The following is a 26,450-nucleotide window of genomic DNA, read 5'->3' as shown; positions in this document are numbered from 1 at the left end:
GGCTGGGCGGGCACGTTGCGCCGCGCCGGCTGAGCCCGCACCCACGGGCGGCCGTCGCGCCGGCCTGCGGGCTTTCGACGATGGGCAGCCGGCGGTGGACGGGGTAGCGTGGCAGTTGATCCACTGCACCCGCCACACGCCACCATGCAACTCGATGCTTCCGTTTCCGCCGTCGTCACCGGCGGCGCTTCCGGCCTGGGTGCGGCCACGGCCCGCCGGCTGGCCAGTCGCGGCGTGCGCGTCGCACTGTTCGACCTGAACGCCGAGGCCGGCGAAGCGCTGGCACGCGAACTCGGCGGCGTGTTCTGCCGCGTCGACGTCACCTCCGACGCCGAGGTCGACGCCGCCTTCGCCAAGGCCCGGGCGGCCATCGGCCAAGAGCGCGTGCTCGTCAACTGCGCCGGCACCGGCAACGGCATCAAGACGGCCAGCCGCGACAAGGCCACCGGCGAGATCAAGACCTTCCCGACGCTGAACTTCGACCGCATCCTGCAGATCAACCTGGTCGGCACCTTCCGGTGCATCGCCCGTGCCGCCGCCGGCATGATGACGCTGCCGCCGCTGGCCGACGGCGAGCGCGGCGCCATCGTCAACACCGCCTCGGTGGCGGCGCAGGACGGGCAGATCGGCCAGGCCGCCTACTCGGCCAGCAAGGCCGGCATCGTCGGCATGACGCTGCCCATCGCGCGCGACCTGATGTCCGAGGGCATCCGCGTCAACACCATCCTGCCGGGCATCTTCGCCACGCCGCTGCTGCAGGGCTTGCCGGACAACATCAAGTCGGCGCTGGCCGCGTCGGTGCCCTTCCCGAAGCGCCTGGGCGACCCCGACGAGTACGCCGCGCTGGCCGAGTTCATGCTGACCAATGGCTACTTCAATGGTGAGTGCGTGCGGCTGGACGGCGCCATCCGCATGGCGCCGCGCTGAGCATGGCGCCAGCGGGCCCGGGATCTCGGGGATTGCCCGAGGCCCTAGGGCCGATCTGGATGGCGGCCCCTGGGCCGGCCTCGCAACATCGGCCGAAAGCGGGCGACCATCGGACGCCCCGTGCCAGAAGAACCCCAGGAGACCAGCCCATGATGCAAACCCACGTGCCGGCGGCCGCCTTGATGGCCGCCGTGGGGTGTGCGATGCTGTCGATGTCGACCGGCGTGGCAGCGCAGGACAAGAAGCCGATCGAGCTGCGCTACAGCTCGGGCGCCCCGCCCAAGGGCAACCCCTGGGTGACGCAGATCGAGCGCTTCGCCAAGCATGTCGAGGAAGAGAGCAAGGGCGAGCTGAAGATCCAGCCCTTCCTCAACTCGGCCCTCGGCAGCGAGCAGGACACGGTGCAGCAGGTGGCCCGCGGCCGCATCGACATGGGCGGCTATGCCTCGGGCGCCGCGGCGCTGGTGGTGCCCGAGGTGGCGCTGCTGGTGATGCCCTTCTACTTCCGCAACGTGGCCGAGTTCGACTGCGTGCTCGACAACCACATGACCAAGCCGGTGGCCGAGCTCTACGATAAGAAGGGCGTCAAGTTCCTCGGCTGGACCGAGGTCGGCTCGATCGAGCTGTTCGGCAAGAAGCCCTTCCTGGCGCCTAAGGACCTCAACGGCGCCAAGGCCGCGATCTACGCCAACAAGACGCAATCGCTGTTCTTCTCGTCGCTGGGTGCGTCGCCCACGCCGCTGGGCCTGCCCGAGTGGATCCCGGCGTTCCAGACCGGCATGGCCGACGTGGTGATGACGCCAATCACTTTCGCGCTGCCCTCCGGCCTGACCAAGGTGGCGCCGGTGGCCACGCGCCTGGGCGTGTACGACTCGCCGGCGCTGACGCTGATGAACAAGGCCACCTTCGACAAGCTGCCCAAGCACCTGCAAGACGCGCTGGTGAAGGCGGGCGAGCGCACGCCGTCGTCGCAGTACCGCGCCGAGGTGCGCGGCTTCGAAGGCGTGCTCTACGGCATGCACGAGAAGGCCGGCGGCCAGATCGTGGTGGCCACACAGGAGCAGCGCGACGCCTGGCGCAAGCAGCTCGAGCCGGTGTACCCGAAGATCGTGAAGGAGACCGGCGGCACGTCCGAGGCCTTCTTCGCCACGATGGAAGCCGGTCGCAAGGCCTGCGCCAAGTGACGCGGCGGCCGTGAGCGCGCCGGGCCGCCAGGCGCGAACCCCGGCGCGCGCCGCGCGGAGGGTGGTCTCGTGAGCGCCGACCCCGCCGCACCTGCGCTGGCCCGGCGCGTGGTCGGGCTGTGGCACCGCACCGAGTGCCTGATCGCCGTGTGCGCCTTCGGTTTCATCGCCGTGGTGCTGATTGCCGACGTGGTGGGGCGCGAACTCATCGGCCCGATCTTCCGCGCCTTCGACATCAAGGGCCAGGCCGGCGTGTTCGCCTCGCAGAAGATGAGCGTCTACGCGCTGGTGGTGGGCAGCTTCGTGGGCATCGGCATCGCCACCGCCACCGGCAGCCACCTGCTGCCGCGCATCGGCTTCGGCTGGGTGCCGGCGGCCTGGGGGCCGACGATGAACCGGCTGGCCGACGTCGTCACCGGTGTGTTCATGCTCGGCGTGGCCTGGTACGGCTGGGTCTACGTGCGCTCGACGATGGCGGCCGACCTGCGCGCCCAGGCCTTCGACATCCCGATCTGGCCGATCCAGCTGGCCATCCCGCTGGGCTTCCTGTCGGCCGGCCTGCGCTACTTCTTCTTCGCCGCCTGGCCGGCGCTGCGGCCGCTGCCGCCCGAGTTCCAGGAATGACGATCGTCGCCTTGTTGGCCCTGGTGGCCGTGCTGCTGCTGCTGCGGCAGCCGCTGGTGGTGCTGCTGCTGGCCATCGCCGCCTTCGTCCAGATCGCCTGGGGCAAGGGCCAGCTCGACTACATCCTCGAGGACATGTGGGTGGCGCTCGACAAGGAGCTGATCCTGTCGATCCCGCTGTTCATCCTGTGCGGCAACGTGATGACGCAGGGCAGCACCGCGAAGCGGCTGATCCGCGTGGTGGCCGCCATCACGCGGCCGCTGCCCGGCGGCCTGGCCGTGGCCGCCATCCTGAGCTGCGGCGTGTTCGCGGCGATCTCGGGCTCGTCGATCGTCACCATGCTGGCCATTGGCTCGGTGATGTACCCGGCGATGCGCGCCGCCGGCTACGACAACAAGTTCTCGCTGGGCACGATCATGTCGGGCGGCACCCTGGGCATCGTGATCCCGCCGTCGATCCCGATGATCATCTACGGCCTGGTCACCGAGGCGTCGATCACCGACCTGTTCCTGGCCGGCGTGGGCCCGGGCCTGCTCATCCTGGCCGTCATGTCGGTCTACGCGATGGTGATGTGCCGCCACATGCCCACGCAGTCGTTCGAATGGGGCGAGCTGACCACCGCGCTGCGCGAGGGCGTGTGGGCCATGGCCATGCCTGTGATCCTGCTGGGCGGCATCTACAGCGGCTATTTCACCGCCACCGAGGCCGCGGCCGTGGCGCTGGTGTATGCGATGTTCGTCGAGATGTTCATCCACCGCGAGTTGAAGCCGCGCGACTTCTACAACGTGGTGCTCGAGCAGTCGAAGCTCGGCGGCTCGCTGTTCCCGGTGCTGGCGGTGGCGCTGAGCCTGAACATCGTGCTCATCGAGCACCGGGTGCCGGGCCAGATGGTGGCCTTCATGCAGAGCTTCATCTCCAGCCCGCTGATGTTCATGCTGCTGGTCAACCTGCTGCTGCTGGGCGTGGGCTGCCTGATGACCACCGGCGAGGCCATTCTGATCCTGGCGCCGCTGCTGGCGCCGGTGGCCGAGGCCTACGGCTTCAACAAGGTGGTGTTCGGCATCATCATGATCCTGAACCTCGAGATCGGCTTCCTCACGCCGCCGGTGGGGCTGAACCTGATCGTGGCCATGTCCGCCTTCAAGCAGCCCTTCGGCCTGCTGGTGAAGGCCGCCGTGCCGTTCATCCTGCTGATGATGTTGTGCCTGGCCATGGTGATCTGGCAGCCCTGGATCGCGATGTACCTGGTGGACGGGAAGTTCTAGCGCAGGCCTGCCCGCACCGGCCATGGCCGCCTCAGCGGGTCAGCAAGGCCACCAGCACGTCGGCCGCAGACTCGCACTGCGCGCGTGTCACGTCCAGGTGCGTCACGGCACGCACGGTGCGTGCGCCGAAGGCGTTGACGAGCACGCCGTGCTCGCGGGCGCGGGCGCTGAGGGTTGGCGCGTCGAGCGCCAGAGACGCCGGCAGGTGGAAGACCACGATGTTCGTCTGCACCGTGGACAGGTCCAGCTGCACCGGGGCACCGGCCACCAGGCGCTCGGCGAAGGCCCGCGCGTTGGCATGGTCCTCGGGCAGGCGCGCCAGGTGGTGGTCCAGCGCATGCAGCGCCGCGGCGCTGAAGATGCCGTTTTGCCGCATCGCGCCGCCCATGCGCCGACGGTGCCGGTCGGCCGCGGCGATCAACGACTTCGAGCCTGCCAGCAGCGACCCGCCGGGGGCACCCAATCCCTTGCTGAAGGCCACGGCCACCAGGTCGAAGGGTGCGGCCAGGGCGTCGAGCGCCAGGCCGCTGGCGGCACTGGCATTCCACAGGCGGGCACCGTCCAGGAAGGTGGACAGGCCCAGCTCTTGCGCGACGGCACAGATGCGCAGCACCTCGGGCTGGGGCACCACCACGCCGCCGGCCCGGTTGTGCGTGTTTTCGATCTGCACCAGCGTGGTGGTCGGGAAGATCGCGAAGTTGCGGGGCTTCGTGGCGGCGCGCAGGTCTTCGGCGGTGAACAGGCCACCCTGGCCGATTTCGTGGATCTGCACGCCGGCATTGGCCGCCGCACCGCCCAGCTCGTGCCATGCGGCATGCGATTCGCGGCAGGCCACCACCTCGTCGCCCGGCCGTGTCAGTGTGCGCAGGGCCACCTGGTTGGCCATGGTGCCGGTGGGCAGCCACACGGCGGCTTCCTTGCCCAGCAGTTCGGCCATGCGGGCCTGCAGGCGGTTGGTGCTGGGGTCTTCGCCGTACTGGTCGTCACCGACCGGTGCGCTGGCCATGGCCGCACGCATGGCGTCGGTTGGCCGGGTGACGGTGTCGGAGCGCAGGTCGATCGGTGCGGTCATCGCAGACGTCCAGTGTCATGGCCGGGCGATCGACCCGGAACGACGCTGCGCCATAGGTCGCGAAGGCCAGGCCGCAGTCCGGCCTGCGCGCTGCTGGGCGGGCGGTTCAGGCCCGTGCGGCCCGCAGACGCAGCGAGAACTCTTCCAGCGCAACGATGCCGCTGGCCTCGGCCTTCTTGCACCAGGCCTGCAGGTCGAGCACCAGTTGCTCGGCCGAGACGTTGGTGCGCGTCCAGATCAGGCGCAGTTCCTCGCGCATGGCGACCAGCTTGGCGAGCTGCGGGCTGGCGTCCATCGCGCTGGCCAGTTGCGGCTTCACCTCGTCCGGGATCTTGGCGTCGTCGCGGTGCAGCCAGCGCTTGGCGATCTGCAGATCGGCGGCCACGCGGCTGCCCTTGCCCTGCGCCTGCAGCCGCTCGAGTTCGGTGGCACAGGCGGCGCGCAGTTCCTTGGCGTACTTGGCCATCACCTCGTAACGGTTGGCGATGAGCGCTTCCAGCGTCTTGGAGTCGGCCACCGGCTTCAGTGGGCCGGTCTGCAGTTGCGGGATGGTCTTGCGCACCTTGGCCAGGCCCACCAGTTCCATCAGGCGGATGTAGCCCCATCCGATGTCGAACTCGAAGGGCTTGACCGAGAACTTGGCCGACGTGGGGTAGGTGTGGTGGTTGTTGTGCAGCTCTTCGCCGCCGATGACGATGCCCCAGGGCGACACGTTGGTCGATGCGTCGGCGCTCTCGAAGTTGCGGTAGCCCCACCAGTGGCCCAGGCCATTGATGATGCCGGTGGCCATGATCGGGATCCAGGCCATCTGCACCGCCCAGATGGTCAGGCCGATGGCGCCGAAGATGGCGACGTCCAGGATCAGCATCACGCCCACGCCCTGCCAGCTGAAGCGGGTGTAGAGGTTGCGCTCGATCCAGTCGTCCGGCGTGTTGTGGCCGTACTTGGCGATGGTCTCGGGGATCTTGGCCTCGGCGCGGTACAGCTCCACGCCGGTGAGCAGCAGGGCCTTCAGGCCGCGGGTCTGCGGGCTGTGCGGGTCGTCCACCGTCTCGCATTTGGCGTGGTGCTTGCGGTGCACCGCGACGAACTCCTTGGTGACCATGCCGGTGGTCAGCCACAGCCAGAAGCGGAAGAAGTGCGCCGGCAAGGCGTGCAGTTCGAGCGCCCGGTGCGCCTGCGCCCGGTGCAGGAAGATCGTGACGCCCAGGATCGTGGCATGCGTCATCGCCAGTGCCGCCAGCAGCACCTGCCACCAGGTGGCGGTCGACCACAGGCCATCGGCCAGCCAGTTGACCAATGCGTTGTGGACCACCGAGAAATCGATCATGTGCAGTGCCTTGCCGCCCAAGGAGCGGGCGATGTTTCAATTGTAGGCGTCGACCACCCCGCGTCGATCGGGGGAAATCCACGCCCACACCCGGTCGTGCAGGGCGCCTGGCCCAGCGATCGACGGCTCAGCGCTTCAGCCATCCGGCGGCGAAGAAGCCGTCCGTTCCATGCACATGGGGCCACATGCGCAGATAACCACCCTCGATCAGCTCGGCCGGTCGGCCGATGTGGGCAGCGGCCAGGGCCTTGTCCAGCGGCAAGGGCACGAAGTCGGGGTGCGCTTCGGTGAAGGCGGTGGCGACGTCCTCGTTCTCGGCCCGCAGCAGGCTGCAGGTGGCGTAGACCAGGCGGCCGCCCGGCTTGAGCAGCCGCGCCGCGCTGTCGAGGATGGCCGTCTGCTTGGCCTGCAACTCGACCACGGCCTGCGGGGACTGCCGCCACTTCAGGTCGGGGTTGCGGCGCAGCGTGCCCAGGCCCGAGCAGGGGGCATCGACCAGCACGCGGTCGATCTTGCCGGCCAGGCGCTTGATGCGGTCGTCGCGCTCGTGGGCGATCTGCGCCGGGTGCACGTTCGACAGGCCACTGCGCGCCAGCCGCGGCTTCAGCGACTCGAGCCGGTGGCCCGACACGTCGAAGGCGTACAGCCGGCCGGTGTTGCGCATCGATGCGCCCAGGGCCAGCGTCTTGCCGCCGGCACCGGCGCAGAAGTCGACCACCATCTCGCCGCGCTTGGCGTCGACCATCAGCGCCAGCAACTGGCTGCCTTCGTCCTGCACCTCGACGTCGCCGCGGTTGAACAGCTCGAGCTTGTTCAGCGAGGGCTTGCCGTGGATGCGCAGGCCCCAGGGCGAGAACGGGGTGATCTCGGCCTCGATGCCGGCCGCGGCCAGGTCGGCCTGCACCTGTTCGCGCTTGGCCTTGAGGATGTTGACGCGCAGGTCGAGCGGGGCCTGGGCGTCCATGGCGTCGACCAGCTTCCAGAAGGTCTCGTCGCCGAGTTCCTTGCGCAACTGGCCGGCGAACCAGTCGGGCAGGTTGTGGCGCAGCTTGTCGGAAAAGCCCGCACGGTCGAGGGCCAGCACCTGGGCTTTCCACTGGATCTCCTTCGGGCCGAGCGCGCCGCGCAGCAGGCTGTCGGTGCCCGCCCAGGCCAGGATGGCCAGGCGGCGCTCGAGCGCGCCGGTGCCGCTTTGCGCCAGGTGCAGCATCAGCGGGCGGCGCCGCAGCACGGCGTAGGCGGTCTCGGCCAGCGCGTGGCGCTCGCGCGGGCCCAGTGCGCGGTGGCGGCGGAAGAAGGCAGAGACCATGCTGTCGGCGGGAGCGTCCAGCTTCTGCAACGAGCGCAGCAGTTCAGTGGCCAGGTCGAGCAGGGCGGTAGGATGCATCGGCCCGATTATCCCGCCCAGGCCCCGCATCGACATGACCGACGACCTGCCGCCGCTGCCCGCCACCCCCCTGGGCCGCTATCGCCACTACAAGGGCCTGGACTACGAGCTCATCGGCGTGGCCCGCCACAGCGAGACGCTGGAGCCGCTGGTGGTCTACCGGCCGCTGTACCAGGCCGACGGTGGCTGGTGGGTGCGGCCGCACGCGATGTTCTTCGAGACGGTGGTGATCGACGGCGTGGCGCAGCCGCGCTTCACGCGCGTCGGCTAGGGCCGGTCAGCCCAGCAGCAGCTGAGAGGCACCGTCGGTCTGGTGCACGATGCCGGCGGCGTCCACCTGCAGCCGGCCTTCGACGAACCAGCGCACGGCCAGCGGGTAGATCACGTGCTCGGTGGCCAGCACCCGGTCGGCCAGCGAGTGCTCGTCGTCGCCGGGCTGCACCGGCACCACCGACTGCATCACGATCGGCCCGTGGTCGAGCTGAGGCGTCACGAAGTGCACCGTGGCGCCCACCGCCTTGCAGCCGGCCTCCAGCGCCCGCCGGTGCGTGTGCAGCCCCGGGAAGGCCGGCAGCAGCGACGGGTGGATGTTGAGCAGGCGGCCCGCGTAGCGCTGCACGAAGGCATCGCCCAGGATGCGCATGAAGCCCGCCAGCACCAGCAGGTCGGGGCGGTGGCGGTCGATCTCGGCGGCCAAGGCTTCGTCGAAGGCCTCGCGCGAGGGGTGGGCGCGGTGGTCGACCACCGCGGTGGCGATGCCCTGCGAGGCCGCGAAGTCCAGGCCCGCAGCGCCGGGGCGGTTGGCGATGACCGCGGCCACCTCGGCCGGCCAGCCCTCGGCGGCGCAGCGCTGCACGATGGCCTGCATGTTGCTGCCGCGGCCGGAGACGAGGAGGACGATGCGCTTCATGGCGGGACAGGGGGGTCGGAACGGCGGGCGAGCGGGCTGACGAGCGCGCCGGCGGACGGGCGGGAGGGCGGCGCAGTGGTCAGTTTACGTCTGCGAGAATCCGGGCCTTCACCGAAGCGACCCACCATGCGACAACGCGTTCTCTCTGGCATGCGCCCCACCGGCGCGCTGCACCTCGGCCACTACCACGGCGCCCTGAAGAACTGGGTGAAGCTGCAGCAGGACTACGACTGCTTCTATTTCGTCGCCGACTGGCACGCGCTGACCACGCACTACGAAGACCGCTCGATCATCGAGAAGACCGTCTACGACATGGTCATCGACTGGATCGCCGCGGGGGTGGACCCCGAGCGCGCCACCATCTTCATCCAGAGCCGCCTGCCCGAGCACGCCGAACTGTTCACGCTGCTGGCCATGGGCACGCCGCTGTCCTGGCTGGAGCGCATGCCCACCTACAAGGACCAGATCGAGAAGCTCAAGGACAAGGACCTGGCCACCTACGGCTTCCTGGGCTACCCGCTGCTGCAGGCCGCCGACATCCTGATCTACAAGGCGGCCTTCGTGCCGGTGGGCGAAGACCAGGCGCCGCACGTCGAGATCACCCGCGAGGTGGCGCGCCGCTTCAACCACCTCTACGGCCGCGCCTTCGACCACGACCAGCAGGTGGCCGACGCCCTGGTGCGCCTGGGCAAGGACGACGCCCGCTATGTGGAGAAGCAGCGCAAGGCCTACGGCCAGGACGGCGCCCCCGAGGTGCTGGCCCGGGGCGAATCGGTGGTGCGCAAGGCGCAGGCCGCCGGCGCCATCGACAGCGACACCGCCGAGCTGCTGCTGGGCCACCTGAAGGGCGCCGGCAAGAGCGTGCTCACCGAACCCGGCGTGCTGCTCACCGAGACCAGCAAGCTGCCGGGCCTGGACGGCGACAAGATGAGCAAGAGCCGCGGCAACGCCATTGACATGCGCGAAGAGCCGGCGATGGTCACGCAGAAGGTGCGCCGCATGCCCACCGACCCGCAGCGCGTGCGCCGCACCGACATCGGCGACCCCGACCGCTGCCCGGTGTGGAAGTTCCACCAGGTCTACTCGGACGAGCCCACCCGCGAATGGGCCGCCCATGGCTGCCGCACCGCCGGCATCGGCTGCCTCGACTGCAAGCAGCCCGTGATCGACGCCATCCTGAAGGAGCAGCAGCCCTGGCGCGAGCGCGCCGAGGCCTACCTGACCAACCCCAAGCAGGTGCACTGGATCGTCGAGATGGGCACCGAGCGCGCGCGAACCGTGGCCCGGCAGACGATGAAGGACGTGCGCGAGGCGATGGGCCTCAACTACTGACGGAGCAGTTCGCCGCCCGGGGCTGCCAAGGCCCCCGGCCCGTCAGGGGCCCAGCGGCGCGAAGGTGGACACGTCCTTGCCGCCGTAGGTCTGCACGCGGTTGCGGCCGGCCCGCTTGGCGGCGTACAGCGCCTTGTCGGCGCGGCCATACAGGTGGTCGGGGCTCACGGTGTCATCGGGCGTGGCCACCGCAATGCCGGCCGACAGCGTGACACGCACGGGTTGAGCCCGGTCATCGATGATGGGCATGGCCTCGACGGCGGCGCGGATCTTCTCGGTCAGGCGCATGGCGCCGGGCAGGTCGGTGCCGGGCAGCACCAGGCCGAACTCCTCGCCGCCGGTGCGCCCCAGCACGTCGGACTGGCGCAGGCAGTCGCGGATCGTGCGTGCCGTCATGCGCAGCGTGGTGTCGCCGGTGCGGTGGCCGTGGCGGTCGTTGATCTTCTTGAAGTGGTCGAGGTCGAGCAGCACGAAGGTCACCGGCGCGCCGATGCGGCGACCGCGCTGGAGTTCGTGCACCAGCATCGCGTCGGTGGTGGCGCGGTTGACGCAGCCGGTCAGGCCGTCGGTGGTGGCCAGCGCCTCGAGCTGGCTGGCGACGCGCTCGAACACCGCCAGCACGAAGCCGACGCCGGCGCCCATCATGCACATGAAGGCCATCAGGAAGGTCAGGCCCTGGCCCAGGCTGGCCTGCATGAGGTCGGTGTACTCGAGCGGGTGCGTCCAGCTGTGCGCTGCACGCACCAGCAGCGCGGCCACCGCCAGGGCCATGGTGACGGCCACGGTGCGCAAGGAGCGTTCGGCGCGCCAGCCGTACTGCACGATCAGCACGACGCACGGCACCAGGATCGCCGCGAACACCAGCGACAGCACCGACGTGCGCTGGTTCAACGGCCACCCCAGCATCGCCACGATGCCCAGCGGCGCGATGACCATGCCGGCCGTCATCCACAGGCGGTTGACCGGGCGGCCCAGCAGCCGATGCAAGGCGCTGTTGTAGTGCAGCATCCCGATGCAGATCAGGCTGTTGCCGGCCACCACCGAGAGCCACATCGGGATCACCGGCCGCAGCGCCAGCGCGCAGAACCCGGCCAGCAGGGCCCAGCAGCCGATCGTCCAGATGCGCAACTCGGGACGGTTGCGCAGACGTGGCAGCGACACCGCCAGCTCGAGCGTGAGCAGCAGGAAGCCCAGCAGCAGGGCCAGGATCAGGGTGGGGACGTGCAGGGTCATGGGAGTGAACGGCCATGGTAACGGCCGATGGCCTGAGGCCTCAATCCCCACGCTTCGCGTGGGCACGCCGGGTCGCCGCCTTGTGGCGCACTTTCCACTGCGCCACCTCGGCCGCCCGTTCCAGCGCGCTGCGCGAGTCGCGCATCGATTCGCGCAGCAGCTTGTGGTAGTTGCGCAGGCGCTCCGGCGAAACGGCCTCGCGCACGGCGCAACCGGGCTCGGTCGTGTGGCGGCAGTCGCGGAAGCGGCAGCGCTCGGCCCACTGGGCGATGTCGCCGAAGGTGGCGGCCAGGTCGTCCTCGTCGGTCACGTCCAGGCGCAGGGCGCGCAGGCCCGGTGTGTCGATGATGCAGCCGCCCTGCGCCGCCAGCTGCAGCGTGCGCACCGTGGTGGTGTGGCGGCCCCGGCTGTCGTCCTCGCGCACCGGGCCGGTGTCCTGGCGTTGATCGGCCAGCAGGGTGTTGGTGAGCGTGCTCTTGCCGGCGCCGCTGGAGCCCAGCAGCACCACGGTGCGGCCCGACCCGAGCCAGGGCGACAGCACCTGCGCCGCGTGGGCGTCTCGCCCGTCCGCGGCAAATGCCGGCACCTGCGCCGGCAGCACGCCGCGGGCGTCGGCCAGCCGATCGTGCACGGCGCCGTCGCCCAGGCTGTCGGCCTTGGTCAGCATCAGCACCGCGGCCACACCGGACAACTGCGCCAGCGCCAGGTAGCGCTCGAGCCGGCGCAGGTTGAAGTCGTGGTCCAGGCCCATCACGAGCACCGCCGTGTCGACGTTGGCCACCAGCACCTGGCGCTGCACGCCGCCGCGGCCGTCGTGGGTGCGCCGGGCAACGACGCTGTGTCGGGGCAGCAGCTCGCTGGCCAGCCAGCCCGGGCTGCCGTGCGGCCGGGCCAGCACCCAGTCGCCCACAGCCAGGGCATCGTGCTGCGCCGCGGTGGCCTCGGCCAGCGGTCGGCTCAGCCCGGCCCGGTGCGTGTCGTGGCCATCGTGCAGCAGCAGGTGATCGCGTTGCACTTCGACGACGCGCATCGGCCGCAGGCCATCGGCGCCGGCCCGGTCGAGATCGGTGGGGGAGAGCGCGCCTGTCCAGCCGAGGCGGCCGAGCGCGGTGAGATCGAGGAAACCGTTCATGTCGGTCGAACCATCCATGCGAAGGCGGTGCCGGCACGCGGCACCAGGCAGCCCCGCGTGAACTCACGCGGTGGCCAAGGCAGGGGGAAGGTCGGGACGGACGCGCGCCGAGGGGCGGCGCGTGAGAACGGGAACCGGCGGAACCGGCGACCGGCCAGCAGGCGCTAAGGCGTCAGCGCGGGCGGCCCGACAGGGGGGCTTGGGCAATCGGCGTCATGGCAGCCTCCTGGGGTCGGTGTCGAGAGGACTGGAAGTGTGCGGCGGGCGCCACACCGCCGTCAAGCGCCGGGAGCCCGTGGCGTCCACCGTGTGAAGGATCTCGATTGACGGCATTTCCTATACCTGTTCGGTGCAACCGGGATAAGTAAAAACCCTATACTGCACCGCAGCAAGACCCGCTTCGGGTCGCGCAGCAGATTGGAAAACACCATGTCCTCCGCTTCGATGAGCTTCGGTCGCCCCACTCGGATCACGATTCCGCGCGGGTCGCTCTGGTTCGCCAACATGGCGGCCGCCCTGATCAACGGCATCCGCCGCATCGACCGCTGGCAGCTCGCGCACCGCCAGAACGAGCCGCAGACGCCCGAGGAAGTGCTGGCCTGGGCCAGCCGCATCGAGGCGTCGGACCCCAGTTTCGCCGCCGACCTGCGTGGCGCGGTGCAGCGGTCGAACAGCCAGAGCGGCCACTGAGCCCTCCGGGGCTGGCCGCACCCAGGGGGCGGCCTGCCTCCCGCGGCGTCCCAGACGCCGCGGCCCTGCCGACGTCGTCCGGCCCCTGATCGCTCTCGCGGGTTGGCCACCTGGTCGTGCCGGGTTCGCCAGGGCTCGCATGGCGGGCGAACGGCGGCAGAATGTGTGCGTCATGCCTCAGCAATGTCGCGACGGGAGGCTCAAAGCCGTCCTGCCGCCGCCGATACCCAGAGATGGTTCACGCACAAGCCCCGACGATCGAACAGCCCCGCCTGGCCCGACGCTCCCTGCTGCGCTGGGGGCTGGCCGGTGTGGCGGGCCTGGCCGGTTCGGCGGGACTGAGCGGCTGCGCCACGCCGCGGACGGCGGCCTTGCCGGCCCTTCCGGTCGATGGTCCCGCGCCGCCGCCGGCCGATGCCGTGGCGCCGTTTTCTGCCGGTTCGGCGGGTGGCCTGCCACCCGGCTGGCAGCCCTATGTGATGCGCCGCGATCGCAGCACCACCCACTATGCGCTGGTCGACGAAGGTCGGTCGCCGGTGCTGCGGGCCCATGCCTCATCGTCCACCAGTGGCCTGCGCTGCCCCGTCGACATCGACCCGCAGCGCCAGGGCGTGCTGCGCTTCAGCTGGCGCGTGCCGCGCGCGCCGGTGGGCGCGACGGTGGCCGACCCGCACCTCGATGACAGCCCGGCCCGTGTGATCCTGGCCTTCGACGGCGACATCGCCCGCCTGTCGGTGCGCGAGCGGCTGTTCTACGAGCAGGTGGAACTGTTCACCGGCCACCGCCTGCCCTATGCGACGCTGATGTACGTGTGGGACAGCCAGGTGCCCCCGGGCACGGTGATCGTCAACCACCGCACCAGCCGCATCCGCTACCTCACGGTCGAGAGCGGCGACGCGCGCACCGGCCCCTGGCGCCACCATCAGCGCGACGTGGTGGCCGACTACGCCAAGGTCTTCGGCGAGGCGCCGGGCCGCATCGACAGCGTCGGCGTGCTCACCGACAGCGAAGCGCTCAAGCTCGACCTCGAGGCCTTCTACGGCGACATCACGCTGACCGCCGCCTGAGCGCTGTCGCGTTCAATCCGGCCGTGTCGCCACGGCCACTGCGGCCAGCGGCAGGACCGCGCTCGCCGCCAGCCCGGGCTCGGCCCGGCGCAGGTCCAGCCGGCCGCCGTGCGACCGGGCCACCAGGCGGCACAGGTACAGCCCCAGGCCGACGCCGCCACGGTCGCGCGTGCGCGCGGCGTCGGGCCGGTAGAACGGCTCGGCCAGGCGCGCCAGTTGCGCGGCCTCGACGCCGGGGCCGTGGTCGCGCACGGTCAGCGTCAGCGCGTCGGCATCGACGCGTGTGCTCAGCACCGGCGGCCGTGCCGCGTCGGCGCCATGCCGCAATGCGTTGTCCAGCAGGTTGCGCACCAGCAACTGCACCCGGGCCGGGTCGAGCATCAGGGCCGGCACGGCAGGGTCCAGGTCCAGCGTCACGGCCTGGCCGGCAAACTGAGCGTCCACCAGCTCGCGCACCAGGCGGTTCAGGTCGGTGGGCTCGCAGTGCAGCGTGGCCCGGCCGCCGGTGAGCCGCTCGCCTTCCAGCAGGCCGGCGATCAGGTCGCGCATCTGAGCCAGATCTCGCAGCAGCGCCTGGCGTTCGGGGCTGTCGTCCAGCAGTTCGGTGTTGAGGCGGGCGCGGGTCAGCGGCGAGCGCAGTTCGTGGCTGATGGCCAGCAGCAGGCCGCGCTGGCCTTCGAGCATGCGCTGCAGGCCGCCGGCCATCGCGTTGACCTGGTCGGCCAGTTCGCCCAGCTCGTCGCGGCGGCGCTTCGGGATCGGCTGGCTGAAGTCGCCGGCCTCGTAGCGCCGGGCGCCGGCGCGGATGTCGTTCAGCGGCCGGAACAGCCGGTGCACGGTGAGGTAGGCCGCGCCGGTCAGCGCCAGCAGCGCGGCCAGCGTCAGGCCGCCGAACCAGCGCGGCCGCTCGTCGGCCCAGCGCCAGGCGTCCAGCCCGAAACGCAGCTCGTGGCCGTCGGCGGTGTGGCGGGTGAGCAGGGCGCGCCAGGCGGGGTCGTGCGGGCCGTCGCGCCGCGACGGGCGCGAGGCCCACTGCAGCCGCGGGCCCTGGACGGCCACCGACACCGGCAGCCGCTGCGCCAGCGCCTGGGCGCGGGCCAGGTCGGGCGGGTCGCCCACCTCGGCGGCCAGCCGGTCGATGTAGTCGGCCACCAGCGGCCGCACCAGTTCGCGCCAGCCGGTGGAGAAGACCTCGCGCGTGCCGGCGACGAACACCAGCGTCGTGCCCAGCGCCAGCGCCAGGAACAGCGCGACCAGCCGCCACTGCAGCGAATGGCGCAGCGAATGGCGCAGCGAATGCCGCAGCGCGCGCCAGCCGTGCCGGCGGCCCGGCTGGGAGGACGCGGCGGGCGCCTGTGCCGCCGTCATCCCGCCCGTCCCGCGGCAAAGGCATAGCCCGCGTTGCGCAGCGTCTTGATGCACTGCAGCGGCTCCAGCTTGCGCCGCAGCCGGCTCACCAGGATGTCCACCGCGCGGGTGTGCAGGTCGGCCTCGCGGCCGCGCAGGCGGTTGAGGATGTCGTCGCGGCTCCACACCTTGTTCGGCTCGCGCGCCAGCATCAGCAGCAGTTCGAACTCGGTGCCGGTGAGGGCCAGCACCTCACCCCGGCGCCGCACCTCGCGCCGCTCGACGTCGATGTCCAGGCCGTCGAAGCGCAGTACCTGCGACAACGCGTCCGGCGCGGTCGGCCGCGCGCGCCGCAGGATGGTCTGCAGCCTCGCCGCCAGTTCGCGCGGCTCGAACGGCTTGGGCAGGTAGTCGTCGGCGCCGAGTTCCAGCCCGACGACGCGGTCGGTGAGGTCGCCGCGGGCGGTGAGCATCAGCACCGGGATGTCGCTGTCGCGGCGGATGCGCCGGCACAGCTCGAAGCCGTCCATCTCCGGCAGCATCACGTCCAGGATCACCGCGTCGATGCCGCCTTCGGCCAGCCGCGCCAGGCCGTCGCTGGGGCGCAGCGCGGACACCAGCTCGAAGTCGAAGCGCCGCAGGTACGCGGCCAGCGGTGGCGCGAGGTGCTCGTCGTCGTCGATCAGCAGCAGTCGGTGCATGGCTGGGGGGACTTGAAGCGGGGGCAGGGCGCATGCTCGCACACGCGCCCTGGTTTCAAGTGCCGGCGCCTGCCGGCGGGATCAGCCGCGCCAGCCGCGGTGGCCGCGGCCGCGGGCCATGAAGTCGCGCACCTTCTGCTGCTGCTCGGGCTTCAGGCTGTCGTAGAAGTCGGCCATCGCCGTGACGACGGCGGGCGACTTGTCGCGCACCGCGGCGGTCTTGGACTCGATCAGCGACTGGGCCTTGGCCCGGTCGAACTGCGCGCCGGCCACCAGCGACTGCAACTCGGCCCGCGGCTCGGTGCCGCCGGCCATCAGCGCGGCGCGCTGGGCCTTCACCGCGTCGGCCAGCGTGCCCAGCTTGGCCTTCTGCGCCTCGTCGAGCGACAGTTCGCGCGTGGCCTTGTCGATGATGCGCTCGCGCATCTGCGCCGAATCGGCTTCGGACATGCTCCAGCCGCCGGGGCCGTGCGGGCGGTGTGAGCAGGCGGCCAGGCCGCCGAACAGCACGCTGGCGCCGAACAGGCCGATGAGGGTGCGCTTGATCCAGGGTGTCATGGTGAACCTTCGTGAGGTCGGGTTGAACATGTCGCCATGGTCGGCCTTGGCGGCCCCGGTGTCCTTTCGCCGCGGTATCGCCGTGTATCGTTTCATGTCGCCGCTATGCTCGGTGTGTGAAGCCCCTGCCGCCGCTGATCCACCTCGACGACGCGATCATCGTGGCCGACAAGCCCGCCGGCCTGCTGGCCGTGCCCGGCCGCGGTGCCGACAAGGCCGACTGCCTGGCGGCCCGGGTGCAGGCGGTGCACGCCGACGCGCAGGTGGTGCACCGGCTCGACATGGCCACCTCGGGCCTGATGCTGATGGCCCGCGGTGCCGACCTGCAGCGCCAGTTGTCGATGGCCTTCGCCCAGCGGCGCATCGACAAGGTCTACGTGGCGGTGGTCGACGGCCTGCTGGCGGACGACGCCGGCGAGATCGACCTGCCCATCGGTGCCGACTGGCTGCAGCGCCCGCGGCGCCAGGTGGACCGCCTGGCCGGCAAGCCGTCGTTGACCTGCTGGCGCGTGCTGGGGCGCGACCTCGCCGCCGGCCGCACCCGGCTGTCGCTGGAACCGGTCACCGGGCGCACGCACCAGTTGCGCGTGCACCTGTCGGCCATCGGCCATGCGATCGTCGGCGATGCGCTGTATGCGTCGCCGGACGTGGCCGCCGCGGCGCCCCGCCTGCTGCTGCACGCCTGCCACCTGTCGCTCGAGCACCCGGTGCAGCGCACGCGCTGCCGATTCGACAGCCCGGCGCCGTTCTGAGCCCGCCACCCATCCGACCGTCACCCATGCGCCAACCCGTTCCGCTGCCCCAGGCCTATCGACTGCTGAACCACGGCCCTACGGTGCTCGTCAGCGCCGCCCACGGCGGCCAGCGCAACCTGATGGCCGCGGCCTGGGCCATGCCGCTGGATTTCGATCCGCCCAAGGTGGCGGTGGTGGTCGACAGGAGCACCTTCACCCGCGGGCTGATCGAGGCCAGCGGCAGCTTCGCGCTGCAGGTGCCCTGCGCGGCGCAGGCCGACCTGGTCACCACCGTCGGCAACACGTCTGGCCGGCCGCTGGCCGAGGCCGGCACCGACAAGTTCGTGGTGCACGGCATCGGCTGTTTCGACGCCAAACTCATCGATGCGCCGCTGGTGGACGGCTGCGTGGCCTGGCTCGAATGCCGCGTCATCGCCTGGCCCGACCTGCAGCGCGCGCACGACCTGTTCCTGGCCGAGGTGGTGGCGGCGCAGGCCGACGACCGCGTGTTCTCGGCCGGCCGCTGGCACTTCGACCGGGCCGATGCGGCGCTGCGCACCCTGCACCACACCAGCGGCGGGGCCTACCTGCTGCCCGGCGAGGCGGTGCTGGGGCGGGTGATCGACCCGAAATGAGCCGACGAGGCTAACGCGCCACCGCCGAGGCCGCCAGCGGCGCCCGCAGCCTTGATTCGAAGTCGCGTGGCGCCACGTACTGCAGCACGCCGCGGCTGGTGGCCGACGCGGCCACGGCCACCGACAGGCCGCGCTCGGGGTACAGCAGCACGCGCGAGCCGTCGCTCTGCTCCACCGTCTGGGCCGGCGCGCCGAAGCGCTGCCGCACGTCGGCCTCGCCCAGCTTCACCGCGGGCACGAAGCTCAGGCCGGCGATGCGCGCGGCGCGGGCCTCGGGCAGGGCGTCGGCGGGCAGGCCGAAGCGGCGCACACCACCTTCCATCGGTTCGGACTTCGACGACTGCTCGCGCCAGCGCAGCAGCGTGGACGCCGGCACGTCGAACGACAGCACCAGCCGCCCGCTGACGAAGCCGGCACTGAACGGGTCGACCAGCGCCTCCAGCACGCCGGCCTCGCCCAGCCGCGCCACCAGCGCCGTCTGCAGGTTGTCGCCGAAGCGGGCCTGCGCATCGGCCAGCGTGTCGCGGCCCAGCGCCAGGCCGAACACGGCCAGCGTGCCATCGGGCCGCGCCTCGGCCTGCCAGGGCAGTTGCTGCTCCGTCGCGGCGGGTGCGGGCGGGGCCCCGCGGCCCATGTGCAGCAGCGGGAACAGGAAGGCGACCAGCAGCACGGCCAGGCCGGCGCCGAGCGCGATCACGATGGGGTGTTTCATGGCGGCCATTGTCGCGGACGCGCGTCGCGTTGCCCTTATGCTGCCGGGCATGAACACCCACCTCACCATCGTCACCGGCTCGTCGCGCGGCGTCGGCGCCGCCCTGGTGGCCGAACTGCTGCAACCCGGCCACGCCGTGCTGGGCCTGGCGCGCCAGCGCAACGACGCGCTGCAGGCGCGCGCCGAGGCCGCGGGCGCGTCGCTCACCCAGTGGCAGGTCGACCTGGCCGAGCCCGGCCCGGTGGCCGAGCGCCTGATCGCCTGGCTGTCGGGCCAGGCCCCGGCCGGCCTGGCCAGCGTCACACTGATCAACAACGCCGGCGTCGTCAGCACCCCGGCGCCGCTGGGCCGGGCGCCGCTGGCCGAGTTGTCGACCGCGCTGCGCGTGGGGCTGGAGGCGGCGCTGCTGCTGACCGCCGCCTTCCTGCAGGCCACCGACGGGTGGACCATGCCGCGCCGCGTGCTCAACGTCTCGTCCGGCCTGGGCCGCCGCGCGATGGCCGGCAGCGCGGCCTATTGCGCCGCCAAGGCCGGCATGGACCACTTCACCCGCGCGGTGGCGCTGGAGCAGGCGGCGCGGCCGCACGGCGCGCGCGTGGTGTCGATGGCGCCGGGCGTCATCGACACCGACATGCAGGTGCAGTTGCGCAGCGCCGATGCGGCGCTGTTCCCCGAACGCGAGCGCTTCGCCAAGCTGCAGGCCGACGGCCTGTTGCTCAGCCCGCAGGCCTGTGCGCAGATGCTGCTGGCCCGCCTGGCGCGTGCCGACTTCGGCGACGAGCCGGTGGCCGACATCCGCGACGCGGCCTGAGCATTGCGCCGGCGGCCGTTGCAGACCCCCATGACCCTGTCCGGCCTGATCGGCGGCTTCGTGCGCCGCCATTGGCCCGCCTATGCCTCGGCGGCGGCGATGCTGGCGGCCATCGCGCTGCTGGGGGTGTGGCTGCCGCGGCAGGTGGGCGCGATGGTCGACGGGCTGGTGGCGCAGCGCCTGGTCGGCCCCGCGCTGTGGCGCGAGGTGGCCTGGCTGCTGGCCGCCGGCGTGGTGATCTACGGCCTGCGCGTGGCCTGGCGCATCCAGCTCTACGCCACCTCGTACCGCCTGGGCGTCGAGCTGCGCGTGCGCCTGTACGACCGCCTGATGCGGCAGGGGCCGCAGTTCTTCCAGCAGCGCCGCACCGGCGACCTGATGGCGCTGGCCACCAACGACGTCGACACGGTCGAGATGGCGGCCGGCGAAGCCCTGCTGGCCGGCTTCGACGGCACGCTGACGCTGGCGCTGGTGGTGGCCACGATGACGCTGGGCGTCGACTGGCGGCTGGCGCTGGTGGTGCTGATGCCCTTCCCGGCGATGGCGCTGGCCTTCTGGTGGATCTCGGGCCACATGCACGAGGCCTCGCACCAGGCGCTGTCCGCCTTCGGTGCGCTGAACGACCAGGTGCAGGAATCGTTCTCCGGCGTGCGCACGTTGCGCTCGCTGGGCCTCGAATCACGCAACGCCACGCAGTTTGCCGGCCTGGCCGGCCGCGCCGCCGACACCAGCCTGTCGGCGCAGCGCTGGGAGGCCGCCTACGAGCCCGCGGTGGGACTGACGCTGAGCACCGCGGTGGCGCTGTCGCTGGGTTTCGGCGGCTGGCTGGTGTGGCATGGGCAGATGACGGTGGGCCAGCTCACCAGCTTCGGCATGTACCTGGGCCAGCTGATCTGGCCGATGTTCGCCGCCGGCTGGGTGCTGAGCCTGGTCGAGCGCGGCCGCGCCGCCTGGGCGCGGCTGGCGCCGGTGCTCGAAGCCCCGCTGTCGGTGGACGACGACGGCGTGCATGCCGCGGCACCGTCGGGCACCATCGCCTGGCAGCAGGTGGGCTTCACCTACCCCGGCCAGACCGAGCCGGCGCTCGACGGCGTGTCGGTGACGCTGGAGCCCGGTCGCACGCTCGGCGTGGTCGGCCCCACCGGCTCGGGCAAGAGCACGCTGCTGAAGCTGCTGCTGCGGCAGTGGACGCCGGCCACGGGCGCCCTCCACTGGGGCGGCGTGCCGCTGCACGAGCTGCCGGTGACGGCGCTGCGGCGCCAGGTGGCCTGGGTGGCGCAGGAGCCCTTCCTGTTCTCGGCCAGCGTGGCCGAGAACATCGCGCTGGCGCGTCCGGACGCCACGCGCGCGCAGATCGAGGCGGCGGCGCGCCTGGCCGCGGTGCACGACGACATCGCCCACCTGCCGCAGGGCTACGACACGCCGGTGGGCGAGCGTGGCATCACGCTGTCGGGCGGCCAGCGCCAGCGCGTGGCCATCGCCCGCGCGCTGCTGGCCGAGGCGCCGCTGCTGCTGCTGGACGACGCGCTGTCGGCGGTGGACACCGACACCGAGGCGCGCATCCTGGCCGCGCTGCGCGGCCAGCGGCGCGGGCGCAGCGTGGTCGTGGTCAGCCACCGGTTGTCGGCGCTGGTGGACGCCGACGAGATCGTCGTGCTGCGCCACGGCCGCCTCACCGAGCGCGGCACCCACGCCGAGCTGCTGGCGCTGGGCGGCTGGTACGCAACGCAGTGGCGGGTGCAGCAGCTGGAGGCCTCGCTCGATGCCGACTGAATCGAAGGCGGGTGAATCGGCGGCGGGTGAGGCGGCGGCGGACGCCCCGGGCGCACCATCCACGCCGCTCACGGCGGCCACGGCGGCGGCCCAGCGCCGCGCCGCCCGGGCGCTGCTGTGGCGGGCCGCGCGGCCCGAGATCGGCGCGCTGCGCCGGGCCGTGCCCTGGCTGATGCTGGCCGCGGCGCTGGAGGCCGCCGGCCCGGTGCTGGGCAAGGCCTTCATCGACCGCCACCTGCTGCCGCGCGACGCCGACCTGTGGGCCATCGCCGGCCTGCTGCTGGGGGCCTGGCTCACCGGCTGCGCGGCCACCTGGGTGCGCTACCGCCAGTTGCTGCGACTGTCCGGCGTGGCCATGCGCTCGGTGCAGCGCATCCGCGAGGCGGTCTACGGCCATGTGCTGCGGCTGCCCATGGCCTTCTTCGACCGCGCCATCACCGGCCAGTTGGTCAGCCGCGTCACCAACGACACCGAGGCGGTGAAGATGCTGTACGTGCAGGTGCTGTTCGTCGGCCTGGACAGCGTGATCATGCTGGTCGGCATGATGGCCGCGATGGCTTGGCTCGATGCGCAGCTGATGCTCATCGTCGCGCTGCTGGTGCCTGCGGTGGTGGGCATCGTCTGGCTGTACCAGCGGCTGTCGGCGCCGGCGGTGACGCGGGCGCGGTCGTTGCGCAGCGACATCAATGCCCAGGCGGCCGAGTCGATCGCCGGCATGGCCACGGTGCAGGCCTGCGTGGCCGAAGGCGCCTTCCGCGAGCGCTTCGCCAGCGTCAACGAGGCGCACTACCGGGCCCGGCTCGACGAGATGCGCGCCAACGCCTGGCTGCTGCGGCCGGCGCTCGATTTCCTCAACGTGGCGATGATCGCCGCGGTGATCGCGGTGTTCGGGCTGCGCAGCGCGGGCGGCGCGCTGGGCGCGGCCGAGGTGGGCGTGCTGTATGCCTTCGTCGCCTACATCGCACGGGTGGTGGAGCCGCTCATCCAGATCACCATGCAGTTCTCGCAGGTGCAGCAGGCGGTGGTGTCGGCGGCGCGGGTGAACACGCTGCTCGACGAGGCCGAGGCACCGCAGGCCACGGCCGATGGCCGCGTGAGCGCCGGCCGGCTGACGGTGCGCGGGCTGGACTTCGCCTACCAGCCGGGCCGCCCGGTGCTGCACGGCATCGACCTCGAGGTGCCGCCCGGCCGCTTCGTCGGCCTGGTCGGCCACACCGGCAGCGGCAAGAGCACCTTGCTCGCGCTGATCCTGCGCTATTACGAGGCGCCCCCCGGCACGCTGCTGATCGACGGCCAGGCGCCCGGCGCCATCGGCCAGGAGGACTTCCGGCAGGCCGTGGGCCTGGTGCTGCAGGACCCCTTCCTGCTGGCCGCCAGCGCCCGCGAGAACATCGCGATGGGCCGACTCATCACCAGCGCACAGGTCGAGGCCGCGGCGCGCGCCGCCGGCGTGCACGGGGTGATCGAGCGGCTGGAACACGGCTACGACACGCCGCTGGGCGAAGGCGGCGCACGGCTGTCGGTGGGTGAGAAGCAACTCGTCGCGCTGGCCCGCGCGCTGGCCGGCCAGCCGCGCCTGCTGCTGCTCGACGAGGCCACCTCGCACATCGACAGCGGCACCGAGGCGGTGGTGCAGCGCGCACTGTCGGCGCTGCGCGGGCAGGTCACCGTGCTGGCGGTGGCGCACCGGCTGTCGACCATCCGCGACGCCGACGAGATCGTCGTGCTGCACCACGGCCGCATCGTCGAGCGCGGCACGCATGCCCAGCTGATGGCGCTGGACGGCGGCCGCTACCAGCGCCTGGTGACGCTGCAGCAGCTCGAAGCCGGGACCGCCGAGTGAGCGGCGGCGTCGACCCCGCCGCCGAACCCGACCGCGGCCCCCCGCTGCTGCGCGACCGCGGCTTCCGCCGCTTCTGGCTGTCACGGTGGGCGTCCACCACCGCTGGCCAGATGATGATGGTGGCCCTGGGCTGGCAGATGTACGACCTGACCGGCAGCGCCTGGGACCTGGGCCTGGTGGGCCTGGCGCAGTTCGTGCCGGCGCTGCTGCTGGCGCTGCCGGCCGGCCATCTGGTGGACCGCCACGACCGCCGCCGCGTGCTGCTGCTGGCGCTGGCCATGCAGTGCGCGGTGGCACTGGTGCTGGCCTGGGCCTCGCACCGGCAGGTGCTGGGCCGCGAGGGCGTGCTCGCGCTGTCGATGGTGCTGGGCGCGGTGCGCGCCTTCCAGATGCCGGCCTCGCAGGCTCTGCTGCCGCAATTGGTGCCGATGGCGGCGCTGCCGCGTGCGCTGGCGCTGTCGTCCGGCGCCATCCAGGGCTCCATCATCACCGGGCCGGCGATCGGCGGGCTGGTCTATGCCGCCGGGCCCCAGGCGGTGCATGCGCTGTCGGCCGCGGGTTTCGTCGCGGCACTGGCCTGGACGGCCGGGCTGCGGCCCCGGGAGGTGGTGGCTTCGCGCGAGCCGGCGTCGATGCGCACGCTGCTGGCCGGGCTGGCCTTCATCCGCCAGCGGCCGGTGGTGCTGGGGGCGATCTCGCTCGACCTGTTCGCGGTGCTGCTGGGTGGGGCCACCGCGCTGCTGCCGATCTTCGCGCGCGACATCCTTCATGCCGGGCCGGCCGCGCTGGGGCTGCTGCGCTCGTCGCCGGCGGTGGGCGCGCTGGCCATGTCGGTGGTGCTGGCGCGCTGGCCGGTGCAGCGGCGCTCGGGCCGCTGGCTGCTGGGCTCGGTGGCGGCCTTCGGCGTGGCCACCATTGTCTTCGGCCTGTCGCGCGAGCTGTGGCTGTCGATGCTGGCGCTGTCGCTGTCGGGGGCAGCCGACATGGTCAGCGTCGTGATCCGCCAGACCCTGGTGCAGCTGGAAACGCCCGATGCCATGCGCGGCCGCGTGAGCGCGGTCAATTCGATCTTCATCGGGGCCAGCAATCAGCTCGGCGAGTTCGAGTCCGGCGCGATGGCGGCGTGGCTGGGGGCGGTAGGATCGGTGGTCTCGGGGGGGATCGGTACCTTGGTCGTCGTGGGGGTGTGGACTCGGCTGTTTCCAGCGCTGGCTGCGCGCGACCGGCTCGTGGCCGAGAGCGTCGCCACGCCGCCAGGGGCATCGCGATGACCGACGACGACGCCCGGGCGCTGTCGCAACTGCTCGAGAGCCTGGGCCAGGGCTTCGCCCTCAGCGACCCGCAGGGCCAGCTGCAACTGGCCAACCGGCACCACCGGTCGGACGACCGCGGCCTGTCGACCACGCTGGTGGACGGCAGCGTGCTCACCATCGGGGCGCCGGTCGACCCCGGTCGTCGTGGCCCCGGCGATGCCGACACGCGCTTCCGGCTGCTGGCCGAGCACTCGATCGACCTGCTGATCGCGGCCGACCTCGACCTGAACATCCAGTACGCCTCGCCGGCCGCGATCACGATGCTGGGCTGGGAGCCGGGCGACCTGCTCGGCCTGACCGTGGCCGACCTGCTGGTCACCGACGAGCGTGCCGCGTTCATCGCCCGCCACTTCACCCGCGCCGCCCGCCAGGGCCGCGGCCCCGACCTGTTCCGCGCGCAGCGGCGCGACGGCAGCACGCTGTGGGTGGAGGCCCGGGTGGCCTCGCTGCCACCGGGCAACGGGCTGGGCGACTACCTGGTCACGCTGCGCGACGCCGAACAGCGGCGCCGCGCCGAAGACGCGCTGGGCCAGGTCAACGCCGAACTGTCGGCGCTGGCCGCCACCGACGCACTCACCGGCCTGCCCAACCGCCGCCAGTTCGACACCACGCTGCAGAAGGAGTGGTACCGCGCCCTGCGCGACGGCGCCCCGCTGGGGCTGCTGATGGTCGACGTGGACCACTTCAAGTCGCTGAACGACCTGTTCGGCCACCAGGTGGGCGATCTGTTCCTGGCCCGCGTCGGCGCGGTGATCCGCGACAACGTGCGGCGGGCCGGCGACATGGCCGCGCGCTTTGGCGGGGAGGAGTTCGCCATCGTGCTGCCCGGCACGGCCGTCGCCGGCGCGATGGAGATCGCCGAGCACATCCGGCAGGCCGTGGCCAGCGCAGACTTCAGCAGCATCGTGGTCGGCGGCTACAGCGTCAGCGTCAGCATCGGCGTGGCCGCCAGCGTGCCGATGGCCGGCGCCGGCGTGTCGTCGCTGGTGCACAGCGCCGACGCGGCGCTCTACCAGGCCAAGCGCAACGGCCGCAACCGCGTGGAGATCCTGCAATGACCACCGATTCACCCGCCGAGGCCGGGGTGCCTGCGGTGCTGACCACCCGCATCGACCCCGCCGGCTTCGCCGTGCTCACGTTGAATCGTCCGCAGGCGATGAACGCCCTGTCGGTGGCGCTGATGACGGCGCTGGCCGATGCCGTCGACGCGGCGGTGGCCGACCCGGCGGTGCGGGTGCTGATCCTCACCGGCGCAGGCCGCGCCTTCTGCGCCGGCCTCGACCTGAAGGAGATCGGCGCCGGCCAGGGCAGCCTGGGCGGCCGCGCTGCGGCACGCGATCCGGTGCAGGCCCTGGGCCGCTTCGGCGGGCCGGTGATCGCCGCCGTCAACGGCGTGGCGGTGACGGGCGGCTTCGAACTGGCGCTGGCCTGCGACGTGCTGCTGGCCAGCCCGCAGGCGCGCTTTGCCGACACGCATGCGCGCATCGGCGTGGCGCCGGGCTGGGGCCTGTCGCAGCGCCTGTCGCGCGCCATCGGGGTGTACCGGGCGCGCGAGGTGTCGCTCACCGGGCGCTGGGTCTCGGCGGACGAGGCCGCGGCCTGGGGCTTCGTCAACCGCGTGGTGCCGGCCGAGGCGCTGCTGGCCGAGGCTGAGGCGATGGCCCGCGAGATGCTGGCCTGCCTGCCCGAGATGCTGGTGCGCTACAAGGCCGTCATCAACGACGGCCATGCCCTGGCGCTGGGCGCCGGCCTGGCGCTGGAGCGCGAGCGCGCCACCGCCTTCAACGGGGCCGTGTCGGCCGACGCGGTGGAACAGCGCCGCGCCGGGGTGCTGGCGCGCAACCGCGCCAGCTGAACCTGCCGCCGGGCC

At 72.0% G+C, this 26,450-nt stretch carries 26 protein-coding genes; 16 read left to right on the top strand and 10 right to left on the bottom strand.

Annotation, left to right across the window (positions count from 1 at the left end; genetic code table 11):
* The first annotated feature begins 144 nt into the window (after positions 1 to 144).
* The 4 genes from EOINJALH_RS30010 (at position 145) to EOINJALH_RS29995 (ending at position 4,000) form a co-directional block, all read left to right on the top strand.
* On the top strand, positions 145 to 927 hold the full coding sequence (locus EOINJALH_RS30010; RefSeq protein ID WP_088287206.1) for an SDR family NAD(P)-dependent oxidoreductase: 783 nt from the start codon (positions 145 to 147) through the stop codon (positions 925 to 927).
* 149 nt (positions 928 to 1,076) lie between these two features.
* A complete protein-coding gene (locus EOINJALH_RS30005) occupies positions 1,077 to 2,111 on the top strand; it encodes a TRAP transporter substrate-binding protein (protein WP_158219953.1) in 1,035 nt (344 codons plus the stop codon).
* A gap of 69 nt (positions 2,112 to 2,180) precedes the next feature.
* Positions 2,181 to 2,735, top strand: coding sequence for a TRAP transporter small permease (locus EOINJALH_RS30000; RefSeq protein ID WP_088287203.1), 555 nt, complete (start codon positions 2,181 to 2,183; stop codon positions 2,733 to 2,735).
* Positions 2,732 to 4,000 carry a TRAP transporter large permease gene (locus tag EOINJALH_RS29995; protein WP_088287201.1) on the top strand — a complete coding sequence of 423 codons (1,269 nt, stop codon included), beginning with the start codon at positions 2,732 to 2,734 and terminating at the stop codon, positions 3,998 to 4,000. Before EOINJALH_RS30000 ends, EOINJALH_RS29995 begins: the two co-directional genes overlap by 4 nt.
* A gap of 31 nt (positions 4,001 to 4,031) precedes the next feature.
* Here EOINJALH_RS29995 and EOINJALH_RS29990 read toward each other — a convergent pair whose 3' ends face one another.
* From EOINJALH_RS29990 to EOINJALH_RS29980, 3 genes are all read right to left on the bottom strand, one after another.
* Positions 4,032 to 5,072 carry a low specificity L-threonine aldolase gene (locus tag EOINJALH_RS29990; RefSeq protein ID WP_088287199.1) on the bottom strand — a complete coding sequence of 347 codons (1,041 nt, stop codon included), beginning with the start codon at positions 5,070 to 5,072 and terminating at the stop codon, positions 4,032 to 4,034.
* A 106-nt stretch (positions 5,073 to 5,178) separates the two neighbouring features.
* Positions 5,179 to 6,402 (bottom strand): fatty acid desaturase, encoded by a 1,224-nt coding sequence (locus tag EOINJALH_RS29985; RefSeq protein WP_199873514.1) that lies wholly within the window; start codon positions 6,400 to 6,402, stop codon positions 5,179 to 5,181.
* A 127-nt stretch (positions 6,403 to 6,529) separates the two neighbouring features.
* Positions 6,530 to 7,789, bottom strand: a complete 1,260-nt coding sequence (locus EOINJALH_RS29980; RefSeq protein ID WP_088287197.1) for an RsmB/NOP family class I SAM-dependent RNA methyltransferase — start codon at positions 7,787 to 7,789, stop codon at positions 6,530 to 6,532.
* A gap of 34 nt (positions 7,790 to 7,823) precedes the next feature.
* Between EOINJALH_RS29980 and EOINJALH_RS29975 the strand changes: the two genes are divergently transcribed.
* Complete coding sequence (locus tag EOINJALH_RS29975) at positions 7,824 to 8,060, top strand: DUF1653 domain-containing protein (protein WP_088287195.1); 237 nt, start codon at positions 7,824 to 7,826, stop codon at positions 8,058 to 8,060.
* Between the two features lie 6 nt (positions 8,061 to 8,066).
* Here EOINJALH_RS29975 and purN read toward each other — a convergent pair whose 3' ends face one another.
* Positions 8,067 to 8,699 (bottom strand): phosphoribosylglycinamide formyltransferase, encoded by a 633-nt coding sequence (gene purN, locus EOINJALH_RS29970; RefSeq protein ID WP_088287193.1) that lies wholly within the window; start codon positions 8,697 to 8,699, stop codon positions 8,067 to 8,069.
* A gap of 126 nt (positions 8,700 to 8,825) precedes the next feature.
* Here purN and EOINJALH_RS29965 point away from each other — a divergent pair, with 126 nt between their 5' ends.
* Entirely contained in the window at positions 8,826 to 10,031 is a 1,206-nt protein-coding gene (locus EOINJALH_RS29965; RefSeq protein ID WP_088287191.1) for a tryptophan--tRNA ligase, read from the top strand.
* 42 nt (positions 10,032 to 10,073) lie between these two features.
* On the opposite strand, the gene EOINJALH_RS29960 is transcribed toward EOINJALH_RS29965, so the two are convergent.
* Positions 10,074 to 11,264, bottom strand: coding sequence for a GGDEF domain-containing protein (locus EOINJALH_RS29960; RefSeq protein WP_088287189.1), 1,191 nt, complete (start codon positions 11,262 to 11,264; stop codon positions 10,074 to 10,076).
* Positions 11,265 to 11,304: 40 nt separating this feature from the next.
* Complete coding sequence (rsgA, locus tag EOINJALH_RS29955; RefSeq protein ID WP_234414105.1) at positions 11,305 to 12,396, bottom strand: ribosome small subunit-dependent GTPase A; 1,092 nt, start codon at positions 12,394 to 12,396, stop codon at positions 11,305 to 11,307.
* Positions 12,397 to 12,825: 429 nt separating this feature from the next.
* On the opposite strand from rsgA, the gene EOINJALH_RS29950 reads away from it, so the two are divergent.
* Together EOINJALH_RS29950 and EOINJALH_RS29945 are read left to right on the top strand one after the other, a co-directional pair.
* Positions 12,826 to 13,086: a hypothetical protein gene (locus tag EOINJALH_RS29950; RefSeq protein WP_144290227.1), complete on the top strand. Its 261-nt coding sequence runs from the start codon at positions 12,826 to 12,828 to the stop codon at positions 13,084 to 13,086.
* Positions 13,087 to 13,319: 233 nt separating this feature from the next.
* Positions 13,320 to 14,153, top strand: coding sequence for a DUF3047 domain-containing protein (locus EOINJALH_RS29945; protein ID WP_158219952.1), 834 nt, complete (start codon positions 13,320 to 13,322; stop codon positions 14,151 to 14,153).
* A 12-nt stretch (positions 14,154 to 14,165) separates the two neighbouring features.
* Here EOINJALH_RS29945 and EOINJALH_RS29940 read toward each other — a convergent pair whose 3' ends face one another.
* From EOINJALH_RS29940 to EOINJALH_RS29930, 3 genes are all read right to left on the bottom strand, one after another.
* Positions 14,166 to 15,521, bottom strand: coding sequence for a HAMP domain-containing sensor histidine kinase (locus tag EOINJALH_RS29940; RefSeq protein ID WP_088287183.1), 1,356 nt, complete (start codon positions 15,519 to 15,521; stop codon positions 14,166 to 14,168).
* Positions 15,518 to 16,201, bottom strand: a complete 684-nt coding sequence (locus EOINJALH_RS29935; RefSeq protein ID WP_088287181.1) for a response regulator transcription factor — start codon at positions 16,199 to 16,201, stop codon at positions 15,518 to 15,520. Before EOINJALH_RS29935 ends, EOINJALH_RS29940 begins: the two co-directional genes overlap by 4 nt.
* 81 nt (positions 16,202 to 16,282) lie before the next feature.
* Positions 16,283 to 16,855 carry a Spy/CpxP family protein refolding chaperone gene (locus EOINJALH_RS29930; protein ID WP_310732360.1) on the bottom strand — a complete coding sequence of 191 codons (573 nt, stop codon included), beginning with the start codon at positions 16,853 to 16,855 and terminating at the stop codon, positions 16,283 to 16,285.
* A gap of 20 nt (positions 16,856 to 16,875) precedes the next feature.
* On the opposite strand from EOINJALH_RS29930, the gene EOINJALH_RS29925 reads away from it, so the two are divergent.
* Together EOINJALH_RS29925 and EOINJALH_RS29920 are read left to right on the top strand one after the other, a co-directional pair.
* Complete coding sequence (locus EOINJALH_RS29925) at positions 16,876 to 17,511, top strand: RluA family pseudouridine synthase (RefSeq protein ID WP_088287179.1); 636 nt, start codon at positions 16,876 to 16,878, stop codon at positions 17,509 to 17,511.
* A 26-nt stretch (positions 17,512 to 17,537) separates the two neighbouring features.
* On the top strand, positions 17,538 to 18,128 hold the full coding sequence (locus EOINJALH_RS29920) for a flavin reductase family protein (protein WP_088287177.1): 591 nt from the start codon (positions 17,538 to 17,540) through the stop codon (positions 18,126 to 18,128).
* 10 nt (positions 18,129 to 18,138) lie between these two features.
* Here EOINJALH_RS29920 and EOINJALH_RS29915 read toward each other — a convergent pair whose 3' ends face one another.
* On the bottom strand, positions 18,139 to 18,840 hold the full coding sequence (locus EOINJALH_RS29915; protein ID WP_144290226.1) for a hypothetical protein: 702 nt from the start codon (positions 18,838 to 18,840) through the stop codon (positions 18,139 to 18,141).
* A 49-nt stretch (positions 18,841 to 18,889) separates the two neighbouring features.
* Here EOINJALH_RS29915 and EOINJALH_RS29910 point away from each other — a divergent pair, with 49 nt between their 5' ends.
* Genes EOINJALH_RS29910 through EOINJALH_RS29885 form a run of 6 tightly spaced genes read left to right on the top strand, consistent with a single transcriptional unit; the run spans position 18,890 to position 26,435 of the window.
* Positions 18,890 to 19,651, top strand: coding sequence for an SDR family NAD(P)-dependent oxidoreductase (locus EOINJALH_RS29910; RefSeq protein WP_234414104.1), 762 nt, complete (start codon positions 18,890 to 18,892; stop codon positions 19,649 to 19,651).
* A gap of 30 nt (positions 19,652 to 19,681) precedes the next feature.
* Complete coding sequence (locus tag EOINJALH_RS29905; protein WP_088287171.1) at positions 19,682 to 21,424, top strand: ABC transporter ATP-binding protein; 1,743 nt, start codon at positions 19,682 to 19,684, stop codon at positions 21,422 to 21,424.
* The gene (locus EOINJALH_RS29900; RefSeq protein WP_088287169.1) at positions 21,414 to 23,267 is read left to right on the top strand and encodes an ABC transporter ATP-binding protein; all 1,854 of its coding nucleotides are present in this window, start codon (positions 21,414 to 21,416) and stop codon (positions 23,265 to 23,267) included. The genes EOINJALH_RS29905 and EOINJALH_RS29900 overlap by 11 nt, the downstream gene beginning before the upstream one ends.
* Entirely contained in the window at positions 23,264 to 24,538 is a 1,275-nt protein-coding gene (locus EOINJALH_RS29895) for an MFS transporter (protein WP_234414103.1), read from the top strand. Before EOINJALH_RS29900 ends, EOINJALH_RS29895 begins: the two co-directional genes overlap by 4 nt.
* Positions 24,535 to 25,638, top strand: a complete 1,104-nt coding sequence (locus EOINJALH_RS29890; RefSeq protein WP_088287167.1) for a diguanylate cyclase — start codon at positions 24,535 to 24,537, stop codon at positions 25,636 to 25,638. Before EOINJALH_RS29895 ends, EOINJALH_RS29890 begins: the two co-directional genes overlap by 4 nt.
* Positions 25,635 to 26,435 (top strand): enoyl-CoA hydratase, encoded by an 801-nt coding sequence (locus EOINJALH_RS29885; RefSeq protein WP_088287165.1) that lies wholly within the window; start codon positions 25,635 to 25,637, stop codon positions 26,433 to 26,435. The genes EOINJALH_RS29890 and EOINJALH_RS29885 overlap by 4 nt, the downstream gene beginning before the upstream one ends.
* The last annotated feature ends 15 nt before the right edge of the window (positions 26,436 to 26,450 follow it).

This window comes from Ideonella sp. A 288, assembly GCF_002198735.1.
In the GTDB taxonomy this organism is placed as follows: domain Bacteria; phylum Pseudomonadota; class Gammaproteobacteria; order Burkholderiales; family Burkholderiaceae_C; genus Pseudaquabacterium.
This window is presented reverse-complemented; position numbering and strand designations above follow the sequence as displayed.